This is a genomic window from Pseudomonas sp. microsymbiont 2 (genome assembly GCF_054788395.1).
This window is the reverse complement of record NZ_CM139112.1, coordinates 2,600,224-2,616,718: the sequence shown is the minus strand read 5'-3', so window position 1 is coordinate 2,616,718 and position 16,495 is coordinate 2,600,224. Positions and strand designations below refer to the sequence as shown.

Genomic DNA, 16,495 nt, shown 5'->3' with positions numbered 1-16,495 from the left:
TTACCGCACAAAACCGATTCCGGCGAATTGATTCACCCACCCCCGTGAACAACCATGAACGCCAGTCGCAGGCCCACCGGCCCTTCTCGCCGCCACGCCGGTCGTTCGGCGGGCCCTGCGCTGCAATGCCCAACGCCACCACATAATAAGTTCAAGAAAACGGGTACCGACCTATGCACACCTTGCTCGCCCTGCGATCCGCACCGCCTCGTTCGTCTTCTCCACATCGCCTTCGCGTGCCCGGCGCACGCTGATCATCGGCCCCTGACAAGAACAACGGAGACAACATGGCCCGCTCAAGCTCCCAAGCCAAGAAAGCCACCGCCAGCGGATGGATCGGCTCTGCCCTCGAGTACTACGACTTCTTCATCTACGCCCAGGCCGCGGCACTGATCTTCCCGCAGATCTTCTTCCCATCCACCGATCCGAAGATGGCCATCATCGCCTCGCTGGCCACCTACGGCGTGGGCTACCTGGCGCGCCCGGTCGGCGCCTTCGTGCTCGGCCACTGGGGCGACACCCGCGGGCGCAAGAACGTGCTGCTGCTGTGCATGTTCCTGATGGGCCTGTCGACCATGGCCGTGGGCCTGCTGCCCACCTACCACGACATCGGCCTGCTGGCCCCGGCGCTGCTGGTCGTGCTGCGCCTGGTCCAGGGTTTCGCCGTGGCCGGCGAGATCTCCGGGGCCAGTTCGATGATCATGGAACACGCGCCGTTCGGCCGCCGCGGCTACTACGCCAGCTTCACCTTGCAGGGCGTGCAGGCCGGCCAGGTGATGGCGGCGGCAGTGTTCCTGCCGTTGGCCTACTTCATGCCCAGCGACGCCTTCAACGAGTGGGGCTGGCGCATTCCGTTCCTGATGAGTGCCATGGTGCTGATCGCCGGTTTCATCATCCGCAAGGAGGTGCACGAGACCCCGGCATTCGTCCAGGAAGAGAAACAGGACAAGGTCGCCAAGTCGCCGATCAGCGAGGCCTTCCGCCACAGCTGGAAGCACATGGTGCTGGTGATGTTCATGGCCTTGATGAACGTGATCCCGGTGGTGGCCACCATCTTCGGCGCGGCCTACGCGGTGCAGCCGGCCTACGGCATCGGCTTCGACAAGAGCGTGTACCTGTGGATCCCGGTGGTGGGCAATATCGTCGCGGTGCTGGTGATCCCCTTCGTCGGTAACCTCTCGGACCGGATCGGTCGTCGTCCGACCATGATCGCCGGCTGCCTGGGCTCGGGCCTGCTGGCATTCGTCTACCTGTATGCGATCAGCATCCAGAACGTGCCGCTGGCCTTCGCCGCCTCGATCCTCATGTGGGGCATGGTCTACCAGGGCTACAACGCGGTGTTCCCAAGCTTCTACCCGGAGCTGTTCCAGACCCGCTACCGTGTATCGGCCATGGCCATCGCGCAGAACGTCGGCACCATGCTCACCGCCATGCTGCCGGCGCTGTTCGCCGCCGTGGCGCCACCGGGGTCGGAGCATATCTGGCTGGTGGTCGGCGGCCTGGCCTTCGTGATCACCTGCGTGTGCGCGTTCGCCGCGTACCTGGCGCCGGAGACCCATCGACTGGCCATGGAAGACCTGGGCAACCCGCAGGCAAGGCCGATGGCGCGTGAAGCGTATGAAGCCACTCGCAAAGGCAACCTGAAAGCGTTCGGCCATTAAGACCGTCCCTTTCAAGGTCTTACGTTTTTGGAATATGGCCCCTCCAATTCAAGTTTGCCGGGGTCGCTTTGCGACCCTTTCGCGACACAAGGCCGCTCCTACAGGGGGCGCGAATCGCCTGTAGGAGCGGCCTTGTGTCGCGAAAGGGCTGCAAAGCAGCCCCGGCAAGCCCAAGCCGAACACCAACGCTCACCATCTTGAAAGGGATGGCCACTAACACGGCAATCTGTAGCGCTCGGCGAAATACTGCCGGAAGAATTCCACCGCCACCCGCACCTTGGCCGATCCGGCCAGGGGCGCGGTGTACACCGCCCAGATATCCGCCACCTGCTGGTAGTCCGGCAGCACCTGCACCAGCCGCCCCTCGGCGATGCTGTCGTGCACATCCCACCACGAGCGCAGCAGGATCCCCCGCCCGTCCAGGCACCACTGGTGCGCCACCTCGCCGTGATTGCTCGACAACGGCCCGGTCACGCGCACGCTCTCCTCGCCCTGCGGCCCCTCCAGGTGCCATAGCCCGAACGGGTGGTCGCGCTCCTTGATCACCAGGCAGTCATGGCTGGCCAGGTCCGCCAGCAGCCGTGGCGTGCCACGCTCGGCCAGGTACGAAGGCGCCGCGCACAGCACCCGGCGATTACGCGCCAGGGGCTTGGCGATCAGGTGCGGGGCGATCACGTTGCCCACGCGGATATCCAGGTCGACGCCTTCGGCGATCAGGTCCACCAGGCGGTCGTGCACATCCAGGCGGATGTCCAGGCGCGGGTAGCGCGCCGCCAGCTCCGACAGCGCCGGCGCCACGAAACGCCGGCCCAGGCCCAGGCTGCTGGCGATGCGCAACTGCCCGACCGGCTCGCGCTGCCCGGCGTTGAGGTCGTCGTCCATGCGCTGCAGGGTCTCGAAGATCTGCCGCGCCCACTGGTATACCCGCTCGCCCTCCTCGCTCACCGTCACCCGCCGGGTGGTGCGGTGCAGCAGACGCACGCCGAGGCTGTCTTCCAGCAGACGGATGCGCTTGCTGACGAACGCCGCCGACATGCCGCGCTCGTCGGCCACCGCGGCGAAGCTGGCGCGACGGGCCACCTGCAGGAAGATGTCGAGGTCGTCCAGGTTCGGCAGATTATTCACGATTCGTGCACCAAGAATTGATGGATTGCCGGATTATCTCCGAAGCACAGCCTTATAGCATGGCCGTATCTTCCCTGAACACGAAAGGCGCCCCATGACCAAGACCTTCAAGATCGCCGCCATCCCCGGTGACGGCATCGGCAACGAAGTCCTCCCCGAAGGCCTGCGCGTGGTCGAGGCCGCCGCTCGCAAGCACGGCCTGAACCTTGAGTTCGAGTTCTTCGAGTGGGCCAGCTGCGACTACTACCTGGCCCACGGCAAGATGATGCCCGACGACTGGTTCGACCAGCTCAAGGGCTTCGACGCCCTGTACTTCGGCGCCGTCGGCTGGCCGGACAAGGTCCCGGACCATATCTCGCTGTGGGGCTCCTTGCTCAAGTTCCGCCGCGACTTCGACCAGTACGTGAACATCCGCCCGGTGCGCCTGTTCCCCGGCGTGCCCTGCCCGCTGGCGAACAAGCAGCCCGGCGACATCGATTTCGTGGTGATCCGCGAGAACACCGAAGGCGAGTACTCCTCCCTGGGCGGGCGCATGTTCGAAGGCACCGACAACGAGTTCGTGCTGCAGGAGTCGGTATTCACTCGCCGTGGCGTGGACCGCATCCTCAAGTACGCCTTCGACGTGGCGCAGACCCGCGAGCGCAAGCACGTTACCTCGGCAACCAAGTCCAACGGCATGGCCGTGAGCATGCCCTACTGGGACGAGCGCACCGCCGCCATGGCCGCGCACTACCCCGAGATCAGCTGGGACAAGCAGCACATCGACATCCTCTGCGCCCGCTTCGTGCTGCAGCCGGAGCGCTTCGACGTGGTGGTGGCCTCCAACCTGTTCGGCGACATCCTGTCGGACCTGGGACCAGCCTGCGCCGGCACCATCGGCATCGCGCCGTCGGCCAACCTCAACCCCGAGCGCAAGTTCCCGTCGCTGTTCGAGCCGGTGCACGGTTCGGCGCCGGATATTTACGGCAAGAACATTGCCAACCCGATCGCGATGATCTGGTCCGGCGCGCTGATGCTCGAGTTCCTCGGCCAGGCCGGCAACGACGCGCGCTACCAGGCGGCCCACGACGACATCCTCAAGGCCATCGAGACAGTGATCGCCAACGGCGACACCACCCGCGACATGGGCGGCAGCCGCTCGACCCAGGAGGTGGGCAAGGCCATCGCCGAGCTGCTCGGGGCCTGAGTCGGCGTCAGGTCATCGCGGGGCAAGCCCGCTCCCACAAAGAAGCAATGCGTCTTTCTGTACGTGGGAGCGGGCTTGCCCCGCGATAGCGCCAGCCCAGACAACACCCAATCATCCGGATTGTCCGACGATCCTATTGCCACTCACTTCGATTCAATGCAAAATCTGTAAACCAAAAGATACCTGTTATCTATCAGTTAACAGAAAGGAAAACCCAGCCTCGATACGGACTTCCCAAACGCCTGACGCCTACTACAAAAAAAATGCTCCAGGAGACAATTGATGTCCCCCAATAACAAAAAGATCGACGTGTTCCTGATCGCCGTGAGCCTGTTGGCCGTGCTGCTTACCGTGATCGGCCTTGCTGCCTTCCCCGCCCAGGCCGAGAGCCTGGCCAACCAGCTGTTCGAAGTGGCCACCCGCACCTTCGGCACCAGTGTCCAGGTACTGGTGTTCGGCAGCTCCCTGGCCGTGCTGTACCTGGCCTTCAGCAAATACGGCAACATCCGCCTGGGCGCCGGCAAGCCGGAGTACTCCACCACCACCTGGGTGTTCATGTTCATCTGCGCCGGCATGGGCTCCTCGACCCTGTACTGGGGCGTGATGGAATGGGCCTACTACTACCAGACCCCGGGCCTGAACATCGCGCCGATGTCGGCCAAGGCCCTGGAGTACAGCGTCAGCTACTCGTTCTTCCACTGGGGCATCAGCGCCTGGTCGATCTACGCCCTGGCCTCGCTGGCCATGGCCTACCACTTCCATGTGCGCAAGAAGAGCGGCCTGAACCTGGCCTCGATCATCGAAGCGGTCACCGGCTTCAAGGCCACCGGCCCGGTCGGGCGCGCCGTCGACCTGATCTTCCTGCTGACCATGATGGGCGCGCTGACCGTGTCGCTGGCGCTCACCGCCTCGACCCTGACCCGTGGCCTTGCCGACCTGGCCGGCACCCCCAACACCTTCACCGTGCAACTGCTGGTGATCGGCGCGGTGGCGCTGCTGTTCTCGCTGAGTTCGTACATCGGCATCGACGGCGGCCTGCAACGCCTGTCGAAGATGGTCTGCGTCGGCGCCCTGGTGTTCGCCGCCATCGTCCTGCTGGTCGGTCCGACCCAGTTCACCCTGAACAACACCGCCAACTCCATCGGCCTGATGCTGCAGCACTACGTGCAGATGAGCCTGTTCACCGACCCGGCCGGCGATGGCGCCTTCACCCGCAACTGGACGGTGTTCTATTGGTTGTGGTGGGTGTCCTACGCGCCGGGCGTGGCCATGTTCGTCGCCCGCGTGTCCCGTGGCCGGCTGATCAAGGAGGTGGTGTTCGCCCTGCTGCTGGGCGGCAGCTTCGGTTGCTGGTTCTTCTTCGGCGCGCTGGAAAGCTACAGCATGCACCAGTTCATCAACGGCCAGATCGACGTGCCCAAGCTGCTCGGCACCCTCGGTGGCGAAGCGGCGGTGACCGACCTCTTGCTGGCCCTGCCGTGGGGCACGCTGTTCCTCGCCGCGTACCTGTTCATCATGGCGGTGTTCTGCGCCTCGCACATGGACGCCGCCGCCTACGCCGTGGCCGCCACCAGCACCCGCAACCTGCGCGAGGGCGAAGACCCGAGCCCGACCCTGCGCCTGTTCTGGTGCGTGGTGCTGACCCTGGTGCCGCTGGCCATGCTGTTCGCCAAGGCCTCGCTGTCGACCATGAAGACCGCCGTGGTACTCACCGCGATCCCGTTCATGGTGATCCTGCTGGTGAAGATCTACGGCTTCTTCAAGTGGCTGGCGGCCGACTACGGCCAGGTACCGGCGTACCGCATCGAGGAAGAGGCCACCCGCCTGGCGGGAGAAGAGCCACCGTTGCAGGCACCGCGCAGCGCAGCGGCAGTGCACTGAGCCTGGATTTGTCGTGGGAGCGGCGGTGCGCCGATCCCACGTTGCCAAACCTGCGACAAATTTTTTTGCCCAGCCTGTTAACCAACAGATACGCGTTAACCAATAAGAACCGAGATAGAGCCATGAACGATTTCAAACGCCTGCCCGCCGACTTCTGCGCCAACCCCGAAGAGGCCTTCACCCTCCCGGCCAAGTTCTACACCCAGGCCGCCGTCTTCGAACACGAGAAGGAAGCGATCTTCGCCCGTAGCTGGATCTGCGTCGGCCACCGCAGCGAAGTCGCCGAGAAGAATGCCTACATCACCCGCCAGGTGATCGGCGAAAGCATCATCGTCGTGCGTGGCCGCGACGACGTGCTGCGTGCCTTCTACAACGTCTGCCCGCACCGCGGCCACCAGTTGCTCGAAGGCAGCGGCAAGGCCAAGAACGTGATCACCTGCCCGTACCACGCCTGGACCTTCAAGCTCGATGGCGAACTGGCCCACGCCCGCAACTGCGAAAACGTGGCCAACTTCGACAAGGACAACTCCACCCTGGTGCAACTGCGCGTCGAAGAGTACGCCGGCTTCATCTTCATCAACATGGACAACGACGCAGGCTCGGTCGAAGAGCAACTGCCCGGCATGCAACAACGCATGCGCGAAGCCTGCGCGGTGATCGACGACCTGCACCTGGCCGCGCGCTTCGTCAGCGACACGCCAGCCAACTGGAAATCGATCGTCGACAACTACCTGGAGTGCTACCACTGCGCCCCGGCCCACCCCGGCTTCTCCGACTCGGTGGACGTCGGCCAGTACAGCCACAGCCTGCATGGCAACTGGACCCTGCAGTACGGCCTGGCCAAGCCTTCGGAGCAGTCGTTCACCTTCGACGAATCAGTCAAGGACCCCTCCTTCGCCGGTTTCTGGGCCTGGCCATGCACCATGTTCAACGTGCCGCCAGGGGCCAATTTCATGACCGTGATCTACGAGTTCCCGGTCGATGCCGAAACCACCCTGCAGCACTACGACATCTACTTCCTCAACAAGGACATCACCGAGGAACAACAGAAGCTGATCGACTGGTACCGCGAGGTGTTCCGTCCCGAGGACCTGCGCCTGGTGGAGAGCGTGCAGAAAGGCCTGAAGTCCCGTGGCTACCGTGGCCAGGGCAGGATCATGGTCGACTCGCAGCGCAGCGGCGTAAGCGAGCACGGCATCGCCCACTTCCACAACCTGATCGCCGTCGCCCACCTGGACGACTGAAAACGCTCCCCGCCCCGTGCCAGGGCCTGGCGCGGGGCTTCGCTGTCGAGGTACGCCATGGCCAAGCAATACCAAATGTTCAAGGTGCGCGTGACCGACGTGGAACAGGCCACGCCGCAGATCAAGCGCTTCACCCTGGCCCGCGCCGACGGCGCCGCCCTGCCCGCCTTCAGCGGCGGCAGCCACGTGATCGTGCAGATGCAGTCGGCCTGCGGCAAGCAGTTCAGCAACGCCTACTCGCTGATGAGCGACCCGCGCCAGCTGCACAGCTACCAGATCGGCGTGCGGCTCGAGGAACAATCCAAAGGCGGTTCGGCATTCATGCACCAGCAGGTCGATGTGGGTAGCGAGCTGACCATCTCCACGCCCAACAACCTGTTCGCGCTCGACCCCAGCGCCGGGCGCCATGTGCTGATCGCCGGTGGCATCGGCATTACCCCGTTCCTCGCACAACTGCACGAACTCGAGGACGGCGCCACGCCATACGAGCTGCACTATGCCTTCCGCGCCCCTGAGCACGGGGCTTTCCAGGCCGACCTGGAAAACGGGCCGCATGCCGACAGCACCCGTTTCTACATCGACAGCCTGGAGCGCAAGCTTGATCTCGCCGCCCTGTGCGCGAACCTGTCCGCCGACGCCCACCTGTACGTATGCGGCCCCAAGCCACTGATCGACGCCGTGATCGCCACCGCCGCGGCAACGGGCATGGATGAATCGCGGGTGCACTGGGAGCAGTTCGCTGCCGCCGCGCCGGCAGCCGGTTCCGCCTTCACCGTGGTCCTGGCCCGCTCCGGTGCCGAGCTCGAGGTCGAGGAAGGCATGACCATCCTGCAGGCCATCGAGAAGTCCAAGGCGGCCAAGGTCGAATGCCTGTGCCGCGAAGGCGTGTGCGGTACCTGCGAAACGGCGATCCTCGAGGGCGAGGCGGAGCATTTCGACCAGTACCTGAGCGACGAGGAGAAAGCCGCGCAGCAGACCATGATGCTGTGCGTCTCACGGGCGCGCTCGGCGCGGCTGGTGCTGGATCTCTGATTCGAAATCGATCGGGGCGCCAATCGCCCCTTTCGTCGACAAGCCCAGTGGCAAGCGACAACGCAGTCGAATCGGCCGGTGGAGGTCATCGAGCTATCCAGGCGCGAACAAAACGTTATAGGATAACGTTTCATTGCCTATCCACTCCTGTCGCGCCCCCTTTCGATGACCACCGCCTCCCCTGTTCTTTCGACCCAGCGCCTGCAAAGCATCGACGCACTGCGTGGCCTGGTGATCCTGTTCATGCTCCTCGATCATGTCCGCGAAACGTTTTTCCTGCACCGCCAGGTCAGCGACCCGATGACCATCGACACCACCGAACCGAGCCTGTTCGCCAGCCGCACCCTGGCGCACCTGTGCGCGCCGGTATTCGTGCTGCTCACCGGCCTGTCGGCCTGGCTCTACGGCGAGAAGCACCAAGGCCGTGGCGACGTATCGGCATTTCTATTCAAGCGTGGCCTGTTCCTGGTGGTGCTGGAATTCACCCTGGTCAACTTCGCCTGGACCTTCCAGCTGCCGCCGAGCGTGATCTACCTGCAGGTGATCTGGGCCATCGGCCTGAGCATGATCGCTCTGTCGCTACTGGTCTGGCTGCCGCGCCCGCTGCTGCTGGCCATGGGCGCGCTGATCGTCGCCGGGCACAACCTGCTCGACAGTCTGCACTTCGAACCTGGCTCGGCGCTGCATGTGCCCTGGGCGATCCTGCATGACCGTGGCTGGCTGGAGGTGTCAGATAACCTGCGCCTGCGCACCTCCTACCCGGTGCTGCCCTGGATCGGCGTGATCGCCCTGGGCTACGGACTTGGCCCCTGGTTCGGGCGTGGCGGCAATGCGCAAGCGCGCCAGCAGCGCTTGCTGCTGGCCGGTGCGGCACTGCTGCTGGGCTTCGTCGTCCTGCGTCTGCTCAACGGTTATGGCGAGGCCCCCTGGAGCAGTTATCCGACGGTCAGCCAGAGCCTGATGAGCTTCTTCAACATCAGCAAATATCCGCCGTCACTGCTGTTCCTGGCGCTCACCCTGGGCTTCGGCCTGCTGTTGCTGCGCGGCTTCGAACGTGCCGGCGACGCGTGCTGGATTCGCCTGCTGGCGGTATTCGGCGCGGCGCCGATGTTCTTCTACCTGCTGCATCTCTACGTGCTGAAAGTGCTGTACCTGGCTGGCGTCACCCTGTTCGGCCTCAACCAAGGCAGCTATTTCGGTTTCGACGGTGTTGCCGCGATATGGCTGGTCGCCGCGTCGCTGGTCGTCGCCCTGTATCCGCCAGTGCATGGGTTCGCTCGGCTGAAGGCGCGCCGCCGCGATATCGCCTGGCTCAAGTACCTGTAAGACGGCGGGGCGCGAGGATCGCGCCCCCGCTGTCAGGCCGGGTGCCGCGCCTGTGGCAGCTGCCAATCGCGCAGTTCCTGTGGCGTCAGGCTGGCCAGCACCTGCCTGAAGGTTTCGCTCAGCTCGCCACTGACATTGCCATGCACCTTGTAGTTGCTCAGCAGATAGCGCTTCACCGTGTTCGGCCAGTTGTTCGCCAGGTGGGCGGCAGCGATGATGCCCTTGGCATCCTGGTAGTTGGCGGCAGGCTTGACCTGGGTCAGCCGGCGCTCGAAGTGGGTGAAGATCCAGTCATCGTCGCGGGCTTCGAATTCGTCCAGCAGTTTCACCTTGTACAACGCGAGCTCTGGCATGGGCGTTCTCCTTTGTCGTTGGGGGGAGGGAGAACGGTAGGGGAATGCAGCGAGGTTGAAAATGAACGTGTTGTTGAGAAAGGCCCAGCGGGGCTGGATGGGTCTGACAGATCACATTCACGACAGAAAAGTGCTTCTCTCGACGCAGGCATGGGGTGGCCCGGAAACCGGATACCACCCCACAACCATGCTCAGACCGGCATGGCTAAATCAGTCGAACGGGCTGGTGTCCATCTGCATGCCGGTTTCCACGTCCCTGATCAACGCTGCCAGGACTTGCTTGAAGCTGATGGCAGCATCGACATAGGTCTTATCCCGGGTTTTGGCCATCAACACGCCATCCACCATGAAGAAGAGTTTTTCCTCTTTCTCATGGATGTAGCCATTCTGCAGATCGACCCTGATGATCTGGGGCATCTCCCAGTCGCGCTCGAGTGCGCACGTCGTATTGTTTAGTCCCTCGGCCTTCTCTATCAGGCTGGCGCGAACGTCGTCGTATTCGGCATCGACGATATCCTTGAGCAAGCCGGGTTTGAGGAAAACGCTGTCATGGTTGGCCAACTCGAAATAGAAGTACGCTCGCCCCTCCGTGCCCCCGTCAGCGGCAAAGTACTCCAGTTGCGGCTTGGTGTACGGGACGATGTTGTGCTTGAGACAGTTGTTCAGATCGATGTAGATGCCATATTTCACGCCACCGTAAAAATGGGCATTGCAATAGAATCGCTCCATCAGGCAGTGGTATTTGCACAGTACCTTGTCGATCTCGAACGCTTTCTCCGCTTCGTCGTAAGAAAATTCAAATACGGGTTTCTCGACGAGGCCGACATCGAACAGCAAGCTGGAGTTGACGTCGGCGAAGAAGCAATGCCAGTAATTATGGAGATCGATTTCCTCCAACCTCAAACCCGATAGCGCTTCGACATTCGCATCGAATCGAGCCTTGACCTCCGCCAGCGTAAGCACTTCATGCTTGCCGCGCTTGAACTGGCTCTTGCGGCGCAACAGGTGGTTGTTGATCGGTCGATACTGAATTTTGGTGACAGTGCTCGAATCGCCGCCCATCCGCAGGAAGCAGTGGATGCAGTAGTAGTCCAGCAGCGAGGCCATCGAGTTCAGCACCGTGTCCGTCAGCGCCTGGTTCACCGTTTCACTGTACGTAGTGGCCTGACCTTTCTTCAGGATCTCGTCCAACACCTGAGTCTGCGCTTGTTCCTTGGAACCCCAGAGCAGCTTCAGCTTTTCCAGCTGATACTCGATATTGGTTTCCACCTGCTGCATCAACACATGTTTGTCCATTATCCAAATTCCCTTTCAATCATCGTTGTGGTTTGACGTGCCCGTCTTGGGCGAGTGCATCACGGCTTGAAGCATCAGCGGATGCGAGGACGGAACGTTGGCAAATCGACGGCGACATGTCCAGTCCTGACCGTCCAGTCAGCACTGCACCTGCCACCAGCCAGGGCAGCCATCGGCAAAGGAATGCGCAGAGGGACGCAAGGCAGGCTCGTCGATGCTGTCGAAACACCCCAGCAGCAGGCCAACGGTAGGCGCATCGTCGATCGCCCCCAGCGAGCTGCCGCACGATGGGCAGAATGCGCGACAGGAGCCTTCGCCAGATCGATACAGGCTCGGCATCCCACCTTCCGCGACCCAGCTCACGGCGGCCTTGTCGAACTCGACCCAGCACAGCGTCAGGCTGCCACTATGGCGCTGGCACTGTGAACACGAGCAGGTATGGGGAAAACGTGGTTCGCCTGTGGCGACGAAGCGAATGCGACCGCACAGGCAGCCGCCCTGGTAGGTATTCATCGGATGCCATCCTTCGAGCCCGTGAGGAACGAAACGATAGCCAGGCTGGCTCGGCGCGAAGGCAAAAAAGTGTTACGCCGTGTGGCACATTGGCGCCCGGCAGCTGCCAGCGACATCGCGGCGCTGTAGAGTGCGCCCCTGCCCGAAACAACGTAACGATGGAACCCTGTTGATGCACAAAGTGATTCAGTTCGTCATGGTGGTCGTGGCCGCCATGCTCATCGGCATCGCCTGCGACCAGTACGAGGTCAACCGCTACCTGAAGTGGCTGCTGATGGCCCTGCCAGCCATCGTCTGGGCGCGACTGCGCAGCCAAGCCAGGTAGCGTCGCCGCTCAGCGTCGCATGCAGCGCTGGTAGCGCTCATCCACTCGTCCGGCGAACCACGCCGTGGTCAGCTTGCGGGTGATCTTCGGGCTCTTCAGCTCGATGCCCGGCAACACCGCTCGCGGCAGCGCCCTGCCCGCCTTGGCCTCGGCCAGGGCGAACACGCCGCGGTACAGCTCGGTCTCCTCCAGCGCCAGGCTGCTCTCCTGCTCCAGCTGCGCACGGATCTGCGAGTTGCGCAGGCCAAGCTGCCTGCCCAGCCTGCGCGCCGCCTGCTCGGTGGTCCCCGGCAGGATCGCCCCAGGGGCGATCAGGTCGCCGTCCAGCGCCAGCGACGCGCCCGTCACACGGCTGAGCGCAGCCTGGAACGCGGCATTGCGACTGGCGTACCAGCCGGCGTTGAAATCGGCGAAGCGGTACAACTGCTGCTGATAGTGCGTCGGATAGCCCAACAGGTGGGCGATGCCGAAGTACATTCCGCCACGGCGACTGAAAACCTCCTGGCGAATCGTGCCCTGATGTGCGTAGGGGTAGTCACGGGCGTGCCGCTCGGCGAAATCGACACTGACCTGCATTGGCCCGCCGGTATGCACCGGGTTCAGGCCGCCGAGCAAGGTGCGCCCCATGGGCAGGCCGGCGATGAAATCGTCGTACAGGGCACTGAGCTGCTTCTCGCTGCGTACCGCCAGCAGCCGTTGCTGGTAGGTCTGACCGTTGCCGGACGGGGTGCGCAAGGCGCCATCGACCAACAGTCTGGGGACATGCAGCCGCGCCGCGCGCCGGTCGATCTCGTCGCGGGCGATGCTTCCTAGGTTGGGCACCTGCGGGTCGGCGGTGAAGGTCGACTCCTGCTCGGTCACCGCCAGCACCGCGCACAGGTTGCTCTTGCTCGGGGCGATGCCCTGCGCCTGGAACGCCACCTGGATATCCGTGGCCCAGCCCTGACGGTCCTTGACCTGGGCCGGCAGCAGCCGCATGAGCTGGGCGCGGACCTTGGCCGGGTCGGCCTGCGACGCTTCCTCACGGCGCCCGGCGCACCCTTGCAGCACGGCCAGGCACAGCAGCCCGACAGCCAGCAGCCGCCCGTTCAGGGCTGTTCACCGACCAGATAGGTCTTGCTGATCTGGCGGAACAGCGGGTGGCTGGAGCTGCCCAGCAGCTCGAACAGCACCATTTCGCGGGTCACCACCTGCGCCCCCGCATCACGCATGCGCGCCAGGCCGGCCGCCTTGCTGGCCGGGGTGCGGCTGTCGCAGGCGTCCTCGACGACGAATACCTGCTTGCCCAGGGCCAGCAGCCCGAGCACGGTCTGCAACACGCAGACGTGAGTCTCCATGCCGCAGACGATCACTTGCCCGCGGCCCAGCAGGCTGGCTGGCAGGCATTCAGCGGCCACGCAGGAGAAGTGCAGTTTTTCGACGATTTCAGCCGACGGCGAGGCGGCCTTGAGCTCGGCCAGGGTGTGGCCCAGGCCCTTGGGGTACTGCTCGGAGATAACCGTGGGCAGGTCTAGCTCGGCGCTGGCGGCCAGCAGCCAGCGCGCACGGGCGCGGGTGCCTTCCGGGTCGCTCATGGCGCCGATGAGTTTTTCCTGGATATCGACGACCAGCAACGTGGCCTGGCGGGGATCGATCAGCATTGTCAGCCTCTTGCCTGGGAAAAAGGCCTAGCCTCCCCCAGGCAAGGGATGACGTCAATCAGGCGGAAAGCCGATGCGGCTCGAGGGCTGCACCCAGCACGCCGAGCACCTGGTCCTCATGCTCATGGATGAAGAAGTGGCCGCCGGGGAACATCTGCAGGGAAAAATCGCCCAGCGTCTCCCTGCGCCAGGCCTGCAGCTGCTCCTCGTTGGCACGGTCATCCTCGCCACCGAGCACATGCAGCGGACAGCGCAACGGCGCGCGCTGCCGATAGGCATAGCGCCCGCACAGCAGGAAGTCGGCACGCAGCACCGGCAAGGTCAGGCTCATCAACTCCTCGTTGGCGAGCACTTCCTCGGGAGTACCTTGCAGCGTGCGCAGCTCGTCGATCAGTTCGACGTCGCTCTTGGGCTCCCGCCAGTTGCCGCGATCGTAGTCCTCGCGCCGGGTCGGCGCGGCGGTGCCGCAGGCGAACAGGGCGACCGGAGGCGGACAACCCAGCGCCAGCAGTTCATGGGTCAGCTCGAAGGCCAGCAGCGCACCGAGGCTATGGCCCAGCACGGCATAAGGCGTCGAGGCGGCCAGGCGCTGCTCGGCGGCCAGCTGTCGGGCCAGCGCCTGCATGTCGGTCTGCAATGGCTCGCCCAACCGTGCGCCACGTCCGGGCAGCTCCACTGGCCGCACCTGCAGCCAGGCCGGCAGCTTGCGCCGCCAGCGGCTGTAGACCATCGCACTGGCCCCGGAATACGGCAGGCACAACAGGTTCAGTGTCGACACAGGTCCCGCCTCACTGGGCCACGGCTTCGGCCATCTTCTGGCGCAGGCTCAGTGGGCGCATGTCGGTCCACACCTCGTCGATGTAGGCCAGGCAGTCCTTCTTCAGGCCGCTCTTGCCCACGGCGCGCCAGCCGTTGGGGATCGCCTTGTAATCAGGCCAGATGGAATATTGCTCTTCGTGGTTGACCACTACCTGGAACTGGATGTCGTCGCGGTCGAAAACGGAAGTCATTGCCTGTCTCCTTGAATGATGAAGGCCGAACGCGCCAGGCGCAGGGCGGCTTTCAAGAGAACGAAGGGTGGCGACGGAAAATTAGTGGTCTGCCACGCTTTGCAAGCGACCGCGATGGTGGCATATATCCTGTTCGGCCCTCTACAGGAGATTTCCCATGCTCGGCGTGACCGACTACGGCGCATTCGTGATCGCGTTCCTCATCCTCCTGGCGATTCCCGGCCCCGGCAACTTCGCCCTGATCACCGCCACCGGCAAAGGCGGGATCAAGGGCGGCCTGGCCGCGACCTTCGGGGTGATTCTCGGTGACCAGGTGCTGATGTGGCTGGCGGTGGCCGGGGTCGCCGCGTTGCTGGCCACCTACCCGACCGCCTTCCATGTGGTGCAGTGGGCCGGCGCCGCCTACCTGGCCTGGCTCGGCCTGCGCATGCTGCTCAGCAAGCCAGGGGGCGCGCCGCGAGACAGCCGCATGGCCAGCGGGCACTACCTGCGCCAGACCATGATGATCACCCTGCTCAACCCCAAGGCGATCATGTTCTACATGGCGTTCTTCCCGTTGTTCATCGACCCGGTGCGCCACCAGGGCGTGGTGACGTTCGCCTTCATGGCGCTGACCGTGGCCGGGCTGACCTTGCTCTATGGGCTGATCGCCGTGCTGCTCACCCACCGCCTGGCCGAGCGCATGCGCGCCAGCCCGCGCATCGCCAACCTGCTCGAACGCCTGGCCGGCGTCTGCCTGGTCGGGTTCGGCATCAAGCTGGCGGCGATGCGCTGAGGCTCAGGCATCGCGCAGCAGGTCGTGGGCATCGAGCAGGCGGAAGGCCACCTGCGGATTGCGCTCCAGACCGCGCCGGATCGCGGCGGGGATCGCCTGGCGGGTCTTGCGGCACAAGCCGGGTTGCGCCTCCAGCTCGATGACGATGCCACGCATGGTGCGCACTTCGTTGAAGCCTGGGGTGATATGCACGCGAATGCCCAGCTGCTCGTAGAGGCGAAGCTGCAGGCGCTGGAGATCTTCCAGGTCGCGCAGGTTCTCCAGGCGTTCGACCAGGCGCTTTTCTTCCTCCCGCGTCAGCAGCAGGATGCGCCGCTGCGGGCCGTCGACGAGGCGTTCGCGGCCGCAGTCGCAGGCGCCCGGAGGGCAAGGATGGCGCAGAGGGGGTTGGCTGGTCATGGGGCAAGGATAGCCGTTCGACACATCAAACAGACAGACATTGCAACCGAGGATTCTCGCCGATGAACATCGCCAGTTTCGACGTCGATGCGCAAAACGGTTTCACCAGCAATGCCCCTGGCGAGCTACCGGTGCCGGGTGGCCACGAGATCGTTCCCGCCCTGAACACCATGGCCCGGCGCGCCTCGCTGCGCCTGGGCAGCAAGGATGCCCACCCGGTCAACGCGGCCTGGCGCGTCGATGCGCCGGAGCAGATGCTCCAGCCCTTGCCGCTGGCCAATGCCGACCTGACCTGGGTCAGCCACTGCGTGCCAGGTACCCCCGGCTTCGAACTGCTGCCCGGACTGCCCGCCCCGATCGATTACGACTACTTCGTCTGGAAAGGCGTGGAGCCCGACCTGCACCCGTACGGCGCCTGCTATCACGACCTGGCCGAACGCCGTTCCACCGGCGCCATCGAGTACCTCAAGGTGCATCAGGTCCAAGCGGTCATCGTTGGCGGTCTGGCCCTGGACTATTGCGTGCGCACCACCGCCCTGCAACTGCGCCGCGCCGGCTTCGACGTGCTGCTGTACCTGCCAGCCTGCCGCGCGCTGAGCGCCGCAGGCGCCCAGGCGGCCTGTACCGCGTTGCAGGCGGCCGGCGTACACCTGTGCGCTGACGAACAGGCGCTCGACGGGCAGTTGCAGGCGCTCGGCGCGCGCAGCCCAGCATCGTCGTGATCGAACC

General features: G+C 64.2%; 18 protein-coding genes. 9 read left to right on the top strand and 9 right to left on the bottom strand.

The window, feature by feature from the left end:
• The first annotated feature begins 287 nt into the window (after positions 1-287).
• Positions 288-1,661 (top strand): MFS transporter, encoded by a 1,374-nt coding sequence (locus tag ACYUME_RS11885; protein ID WP_460418992.1) that lies wholly within the window; start codon positions 288-290, stop codon positions 1,659-1,661.
• A 213-nt stretch (positions 1,662-1,874) separates the two neighbouring features.
• On the opposite strand, the gene ACYUME_RS11880 is transcribed toward ACYUME_RS11885, so the two are convergent.
• Entirely contained in the window at positions 1,875-2,786 is a 912-nt protein-coding gene (locus ACYUME_RS11880) for a LysR substrate-binding domain-containing protein (RefSeq protein ID WP_460418991.1), read from the bottom strand.
• A 94-nt stretch (positions 2,787-2,880) separates the two neighbouring features.
• Between ACYUME_RS11880 and ACYUME_RS11875 the strand changes: the two genes are divergently transcribed.
• The 5 genes from ACYUME_RS11875 (at position 2,881) to ACYUME_RS11855 (ending at position 9,455) form a co-directional block, all read left to right on the top strand.
• Positions 2,881-3,972 (top strand): tartrate dehydrogenase, encoded by a 1,092-nt coding sequence (locus tag ACYUME_RS11875; RefSeq protein WP_186711961.1) that lies wholly within the window; start codon positions 2,881-2,883, stop codon positions 3,970-3,972.
• Positions 3,973-4,254: 282 nt separating this feature from the next.
• On the top strand, positions 4,255-5,853 hold the full coding sequence (locus ACYUME_RS11870) for a BCCT family transporter (RefSeq protein ID WP_460418990.1): 1,599 nt from the start codon (positions 4,255-4,257) through the stop codon (positions 5,851-5,853).
• Between the two features lie 122 nt (positions 5,854-5,975).
• Positions 5,976-7,097 (top strand): aromatic ring-hydroxylating oxygenase subunit alpha, encoded by a 1,122-nt coding sequence (locus ACYUME_RS11865; RefSeq protein ID WP_460418989.1) that lies wholly within the window; start codon positions 5,976-5,978, stop codon positions 7,095-7,097.
• A 57-nt stretch (positions 7,098-7,154) separates the two neighbouring features.
• Complete coding sequence (locus ACYUME_RS11860; protein WP_460418988.1) at positions 7,155-8,129, top strand: PDR/VanB family oxidoreductase; 975 nt, start codon at positions 7,155-7,157, stop codon at positions 8,127-8,129.
• A 165-nt stretch (positions 8,130-8,294) separates the two neighbouring features.
• The gene (locus tag ACYUME_RS11855) at positions 8,295-9,455 is read left to right on the top strand and encodes a DUF1624 domain-containing protein (protein WP_460418987.1); all 1,161 of its coding nucleotides are present in this window, start codon (positions 8,295-8,297) and stop codon (positions 9,453-9,455) included.
• Between the two features lie 32 nt (positions 9,456-9,487).
• On the opposite strand, the gene ACYUME_RS11850 is transcribed toward ACYUME_RS11855, so the two are convergent.
• The 3 genes from ACYUME_RS11850 to ACYUME_RS11840 form a co-directional block, all read right to left on the bottom strand.
• Positions 9,488-9,808 (bottom strand): hypothetical protein, encoded by a 321-nt coding sequence (locus ACYUME_RS11850; protein WP_460418986.1) that lies wholly within the window; start codon positions 9,806-9,808, stop codon positions 9,488-9,490.
• Between the two features lie 210 nt (positions 9,809-10,018).
• Positions 10,019-11,104: a hypothetical protein gene (locus ACYUME_RS11845; RefSeq protein WP_460418985.1), complete on the bottom strand. Its 1,086-nt coding sequence runs from the start codon at positions 11,102-11,104 to the stop codon at positions 10,019-10,021.
• A gap of 138 nt (positions 11,105-11,242) precedes the next feature.
• Positions 11,243-11,617: a GFA family protein gene (locus ACYUME_RS11840; RefSeq protein ID WP_460418984.1), complete on the bottom strand. Its 375-nt coding sequence runs from the start codon at positions 11,615-11,617 to the stop codon at positions 11,243-11,245.
• Positions 11,618-11,789: 172 nt separating this feature from the next.
• Here ACYUME_RS11840 and ACYUME_RS11835 point away from each other — a divergent pair, with 172 nt between their 5' ends.
• Positions 11,790-11,942: a hypothetical protein gene (locus ACYUME_RS11835; protein ID WP_279886946.1), complete on the top strand. Its 153-nt coding sequence runs from the start codon at positions 11,790-11,792 to the stop codon at positions 11,940-11,942.
• 9 nt (positions 11,943-11,951) lie between these two features.
• On the opposite strand, the gene ACYUME_RS11830 is transcribed toward ACYUME_RS11835, so the two are convergent.
• Genes ACYUME_RS11830 through ACYUME_RS11815 form a run of 4 tightly spaced genes read right to left on the bottom strand, consistent with a single transcriptional unit; the run spans position 11,952 to position 14,592 of the window.
• The gene (locus ACYUME_RS11830; RefSeq protein ID WP_460419340.1) at positions 11,952-13,034 is read right to left on the bottom strand and encodes a DUF1615 domain-containing protein; all 1,083 of its coding nucleotides are present in this window, start codon (positions 13,032-13,034) and stop codon (positions 11,952-11,954) included.
• Complete coding sequence (locus ACYUME_RS11825) at positions 13,031-13,582, bottom strand: hydrolase (RefSeq protein WP_460418983.1); 552 nt, start codon at positions 13,580-13,582, stop codon at positions 13,031-13,033. The genes ACYUME_RS11830 and ACYUME_RS11825 overlap by 4 nt, the downstream gene beginning before the upstream one ends.
• A 58-nt stretch (positions 13,583-13,640) precedes the next feature.
• Positions 13,641-14,360, bottom strand: a complete 720-nt coding sequence (locus ACYUME_RS11820; RefSeq protein ID WP_460418982.1) for a thioesterase II family protein — start codon at positions 14,358-14,360, stop codon at positions 13,641-13,643.
• Positions 14,361-14,370: 10 nt separating this feature from the next.
• A complete protein-coding gene (locus ACYUME_RS11815; protein WP_054889282.1) occupies positions 14,371-14,592 on the bottom strand; it encodes an MbtH family protein in 222 nt (73 codons plus the stop codon).
• A gap of 157 nt (positions 14,593-14,749) precedes the next feature.
• Here ACYUME_RS11815 and ACYUME_RS11810 point away from each other — a divergent pair, with 157 nt between their 5' ends.
• Complete coding sequence (locus tag ACYUME_RS11810) at positions 14,750-15,367, top strand: LysE family translocator (protein WP_279886951.1); 618 nt, start codon at positions 14,750-14,752, stop codon at positions 15,365-15,367.
• Positions 15,368-15,370: 3 nt separating this feature from the next.
• Here ACYUME_RS11810 and ACYUME_RS11805 read toward each other — a convergent pair whose 3' ends face one another.
• Positions 15,371-15,766: a hypothetical protein gene (locus ACYUME_RS11805; protein ID WP_279886953.1), complete on the bottom strand. Its 396-nt coding sequence runs from the start codon at positions 15,764-15,766 to the stop codon at positions 15,371-15,373.
• A 62-nt stretch (positions 15,767-15,828) separates the two neighbouring features.
• Between ACYUME_RS11805 and ACYUME_RS11800 the strand changes: the two genes are divergently transcribed.
• Positions 15,829-16,488 (top strand): nicotinamidase, encoded by a 660-nt coding sequence (locus ACYUME_RS11800; protein WP_460418981.1) that lies wholly within the window; start codon positions 15,829-15,831, stop codon positions 16,486-16,488.
• Positions 16,489-16,495 lie beyond the last annotated feature (7 nt).

What these genes read in the sequence shown, in the direction of transcription:
- ACYUME_RS11885 (WP_460418992.1), top strand. Translation starts at nt 288, where the DNA reads ATGGCCCGCTCAAGCTCCCAAGCCAAGAAAGCCACCGCCAGCGGATGG.
- ACYUME_RS11875 (WP_186711961.1), top strand. Translation starts at nt 2,881, where the DNA reads ATGACCAAGACCTTCAAGATCGCCGCCATCCCCGGTGACGGCATCGGC.
- ACYUME_RS11870 (WP_460418990.1), top strand. Translation starts at nt 4,255, where the DNA reads ATGTCCCCCAATAACAAAAAGATCGACGTGTTCCTGATCGCCGTGAGC.
- ACYUME_RS11865 (WP_460418989.1), top strand. Translation starts at nt 5,976, where the DNA reads ATGAACGATTTCAAACGCCTGCCCGCCGACTTCTGCGCCAACCCCGAA.
- ACYUME_RS11860 (WP_460418988.1), top strand. Translation starts at nt 7,155, where the DNA reads ATGGCCAAGCAATACCAAATGTTCAAGGTGCGCGTGACCGACGTGGAA.
- ACYUME_RS11855 (WP_460418987.1), top strand. Translation starts at nt 8,295, where the DNA reads ATGACCACCGCCTCCCCTGTTCTTTCGACCCAGCGCCTGCAAAGCATC.
- ACYUME_RS11850 (WP_460418986.1), bottom strand. Translation starts at nt 9,808, where the DNA reads ATGCCAGAGCTCGCGTTGTACAAGGTGAAACTGCTGGACGAATTCGAA.
- ACYUME_RS11845 (WP_460418985.1), bottom strand. Translation starts at nt 11,104, where the DNA reads ATGGACAAACATGTGTTGATGCAGCAGGTGGAAACCAATATCGAGTAT.
- ACYUME_RS11840 (WP_460418984.1), bottom strand. Translation starts at nt 11,617, where the DNA reads ATGAATACCTACCAGGGCGGCTGCCTGTGCGGTCGCATTCGCTTCGTC.
- ACYUME_RS11835 (WP_279886946.1), top strand. Translation starts at nt 11,790, where the DNA reads ATGCACAAAGTGATTCAGTTCGTCATGGTGGTCGTGGCCGCCATGCTC.
- ACYUME_RS11825 (WP_460418983.1), bottom strand. Translation starts at nt 13,582, where the DNA reads ATGCTGATCGATCCCCGCCAGGCCACGTTGCTGGTCGTCGATATCCAG.
- ACYUME_RS11815 (WP_054889282.1), bottom strand. Translation starts at nt 14,592, where the DNA reads ATGACTTCCGTTTTCGACCGCGACGACATCCAGTTCCAGGTAGTGGTC.
- ACYUME_RS11810 (WP_279886951.1), top strand. Translation starts at nt 14,750, where the DNA reads ATGCTCGGCGTGACCGACTACGGCGCATTCGTGATCGCGTTCCTCATC.
- ACYUME_RS11805 (WP_279886953.1), bottom strand. Translation starts at nt 15,766, where the DNA reads ATGACCAGCCAACCCCCTCTGCGCCATCCTTGCCCTCCGGGCGCCTGC.
- ACYUME_RS11800 (WP_460418981.1), top strand. Translation starts at nt 15,829, where the DNA reads ATGAACATCGCCAGTTTCGACGTCGATGCGCAAAACGGTTTCACCAGC.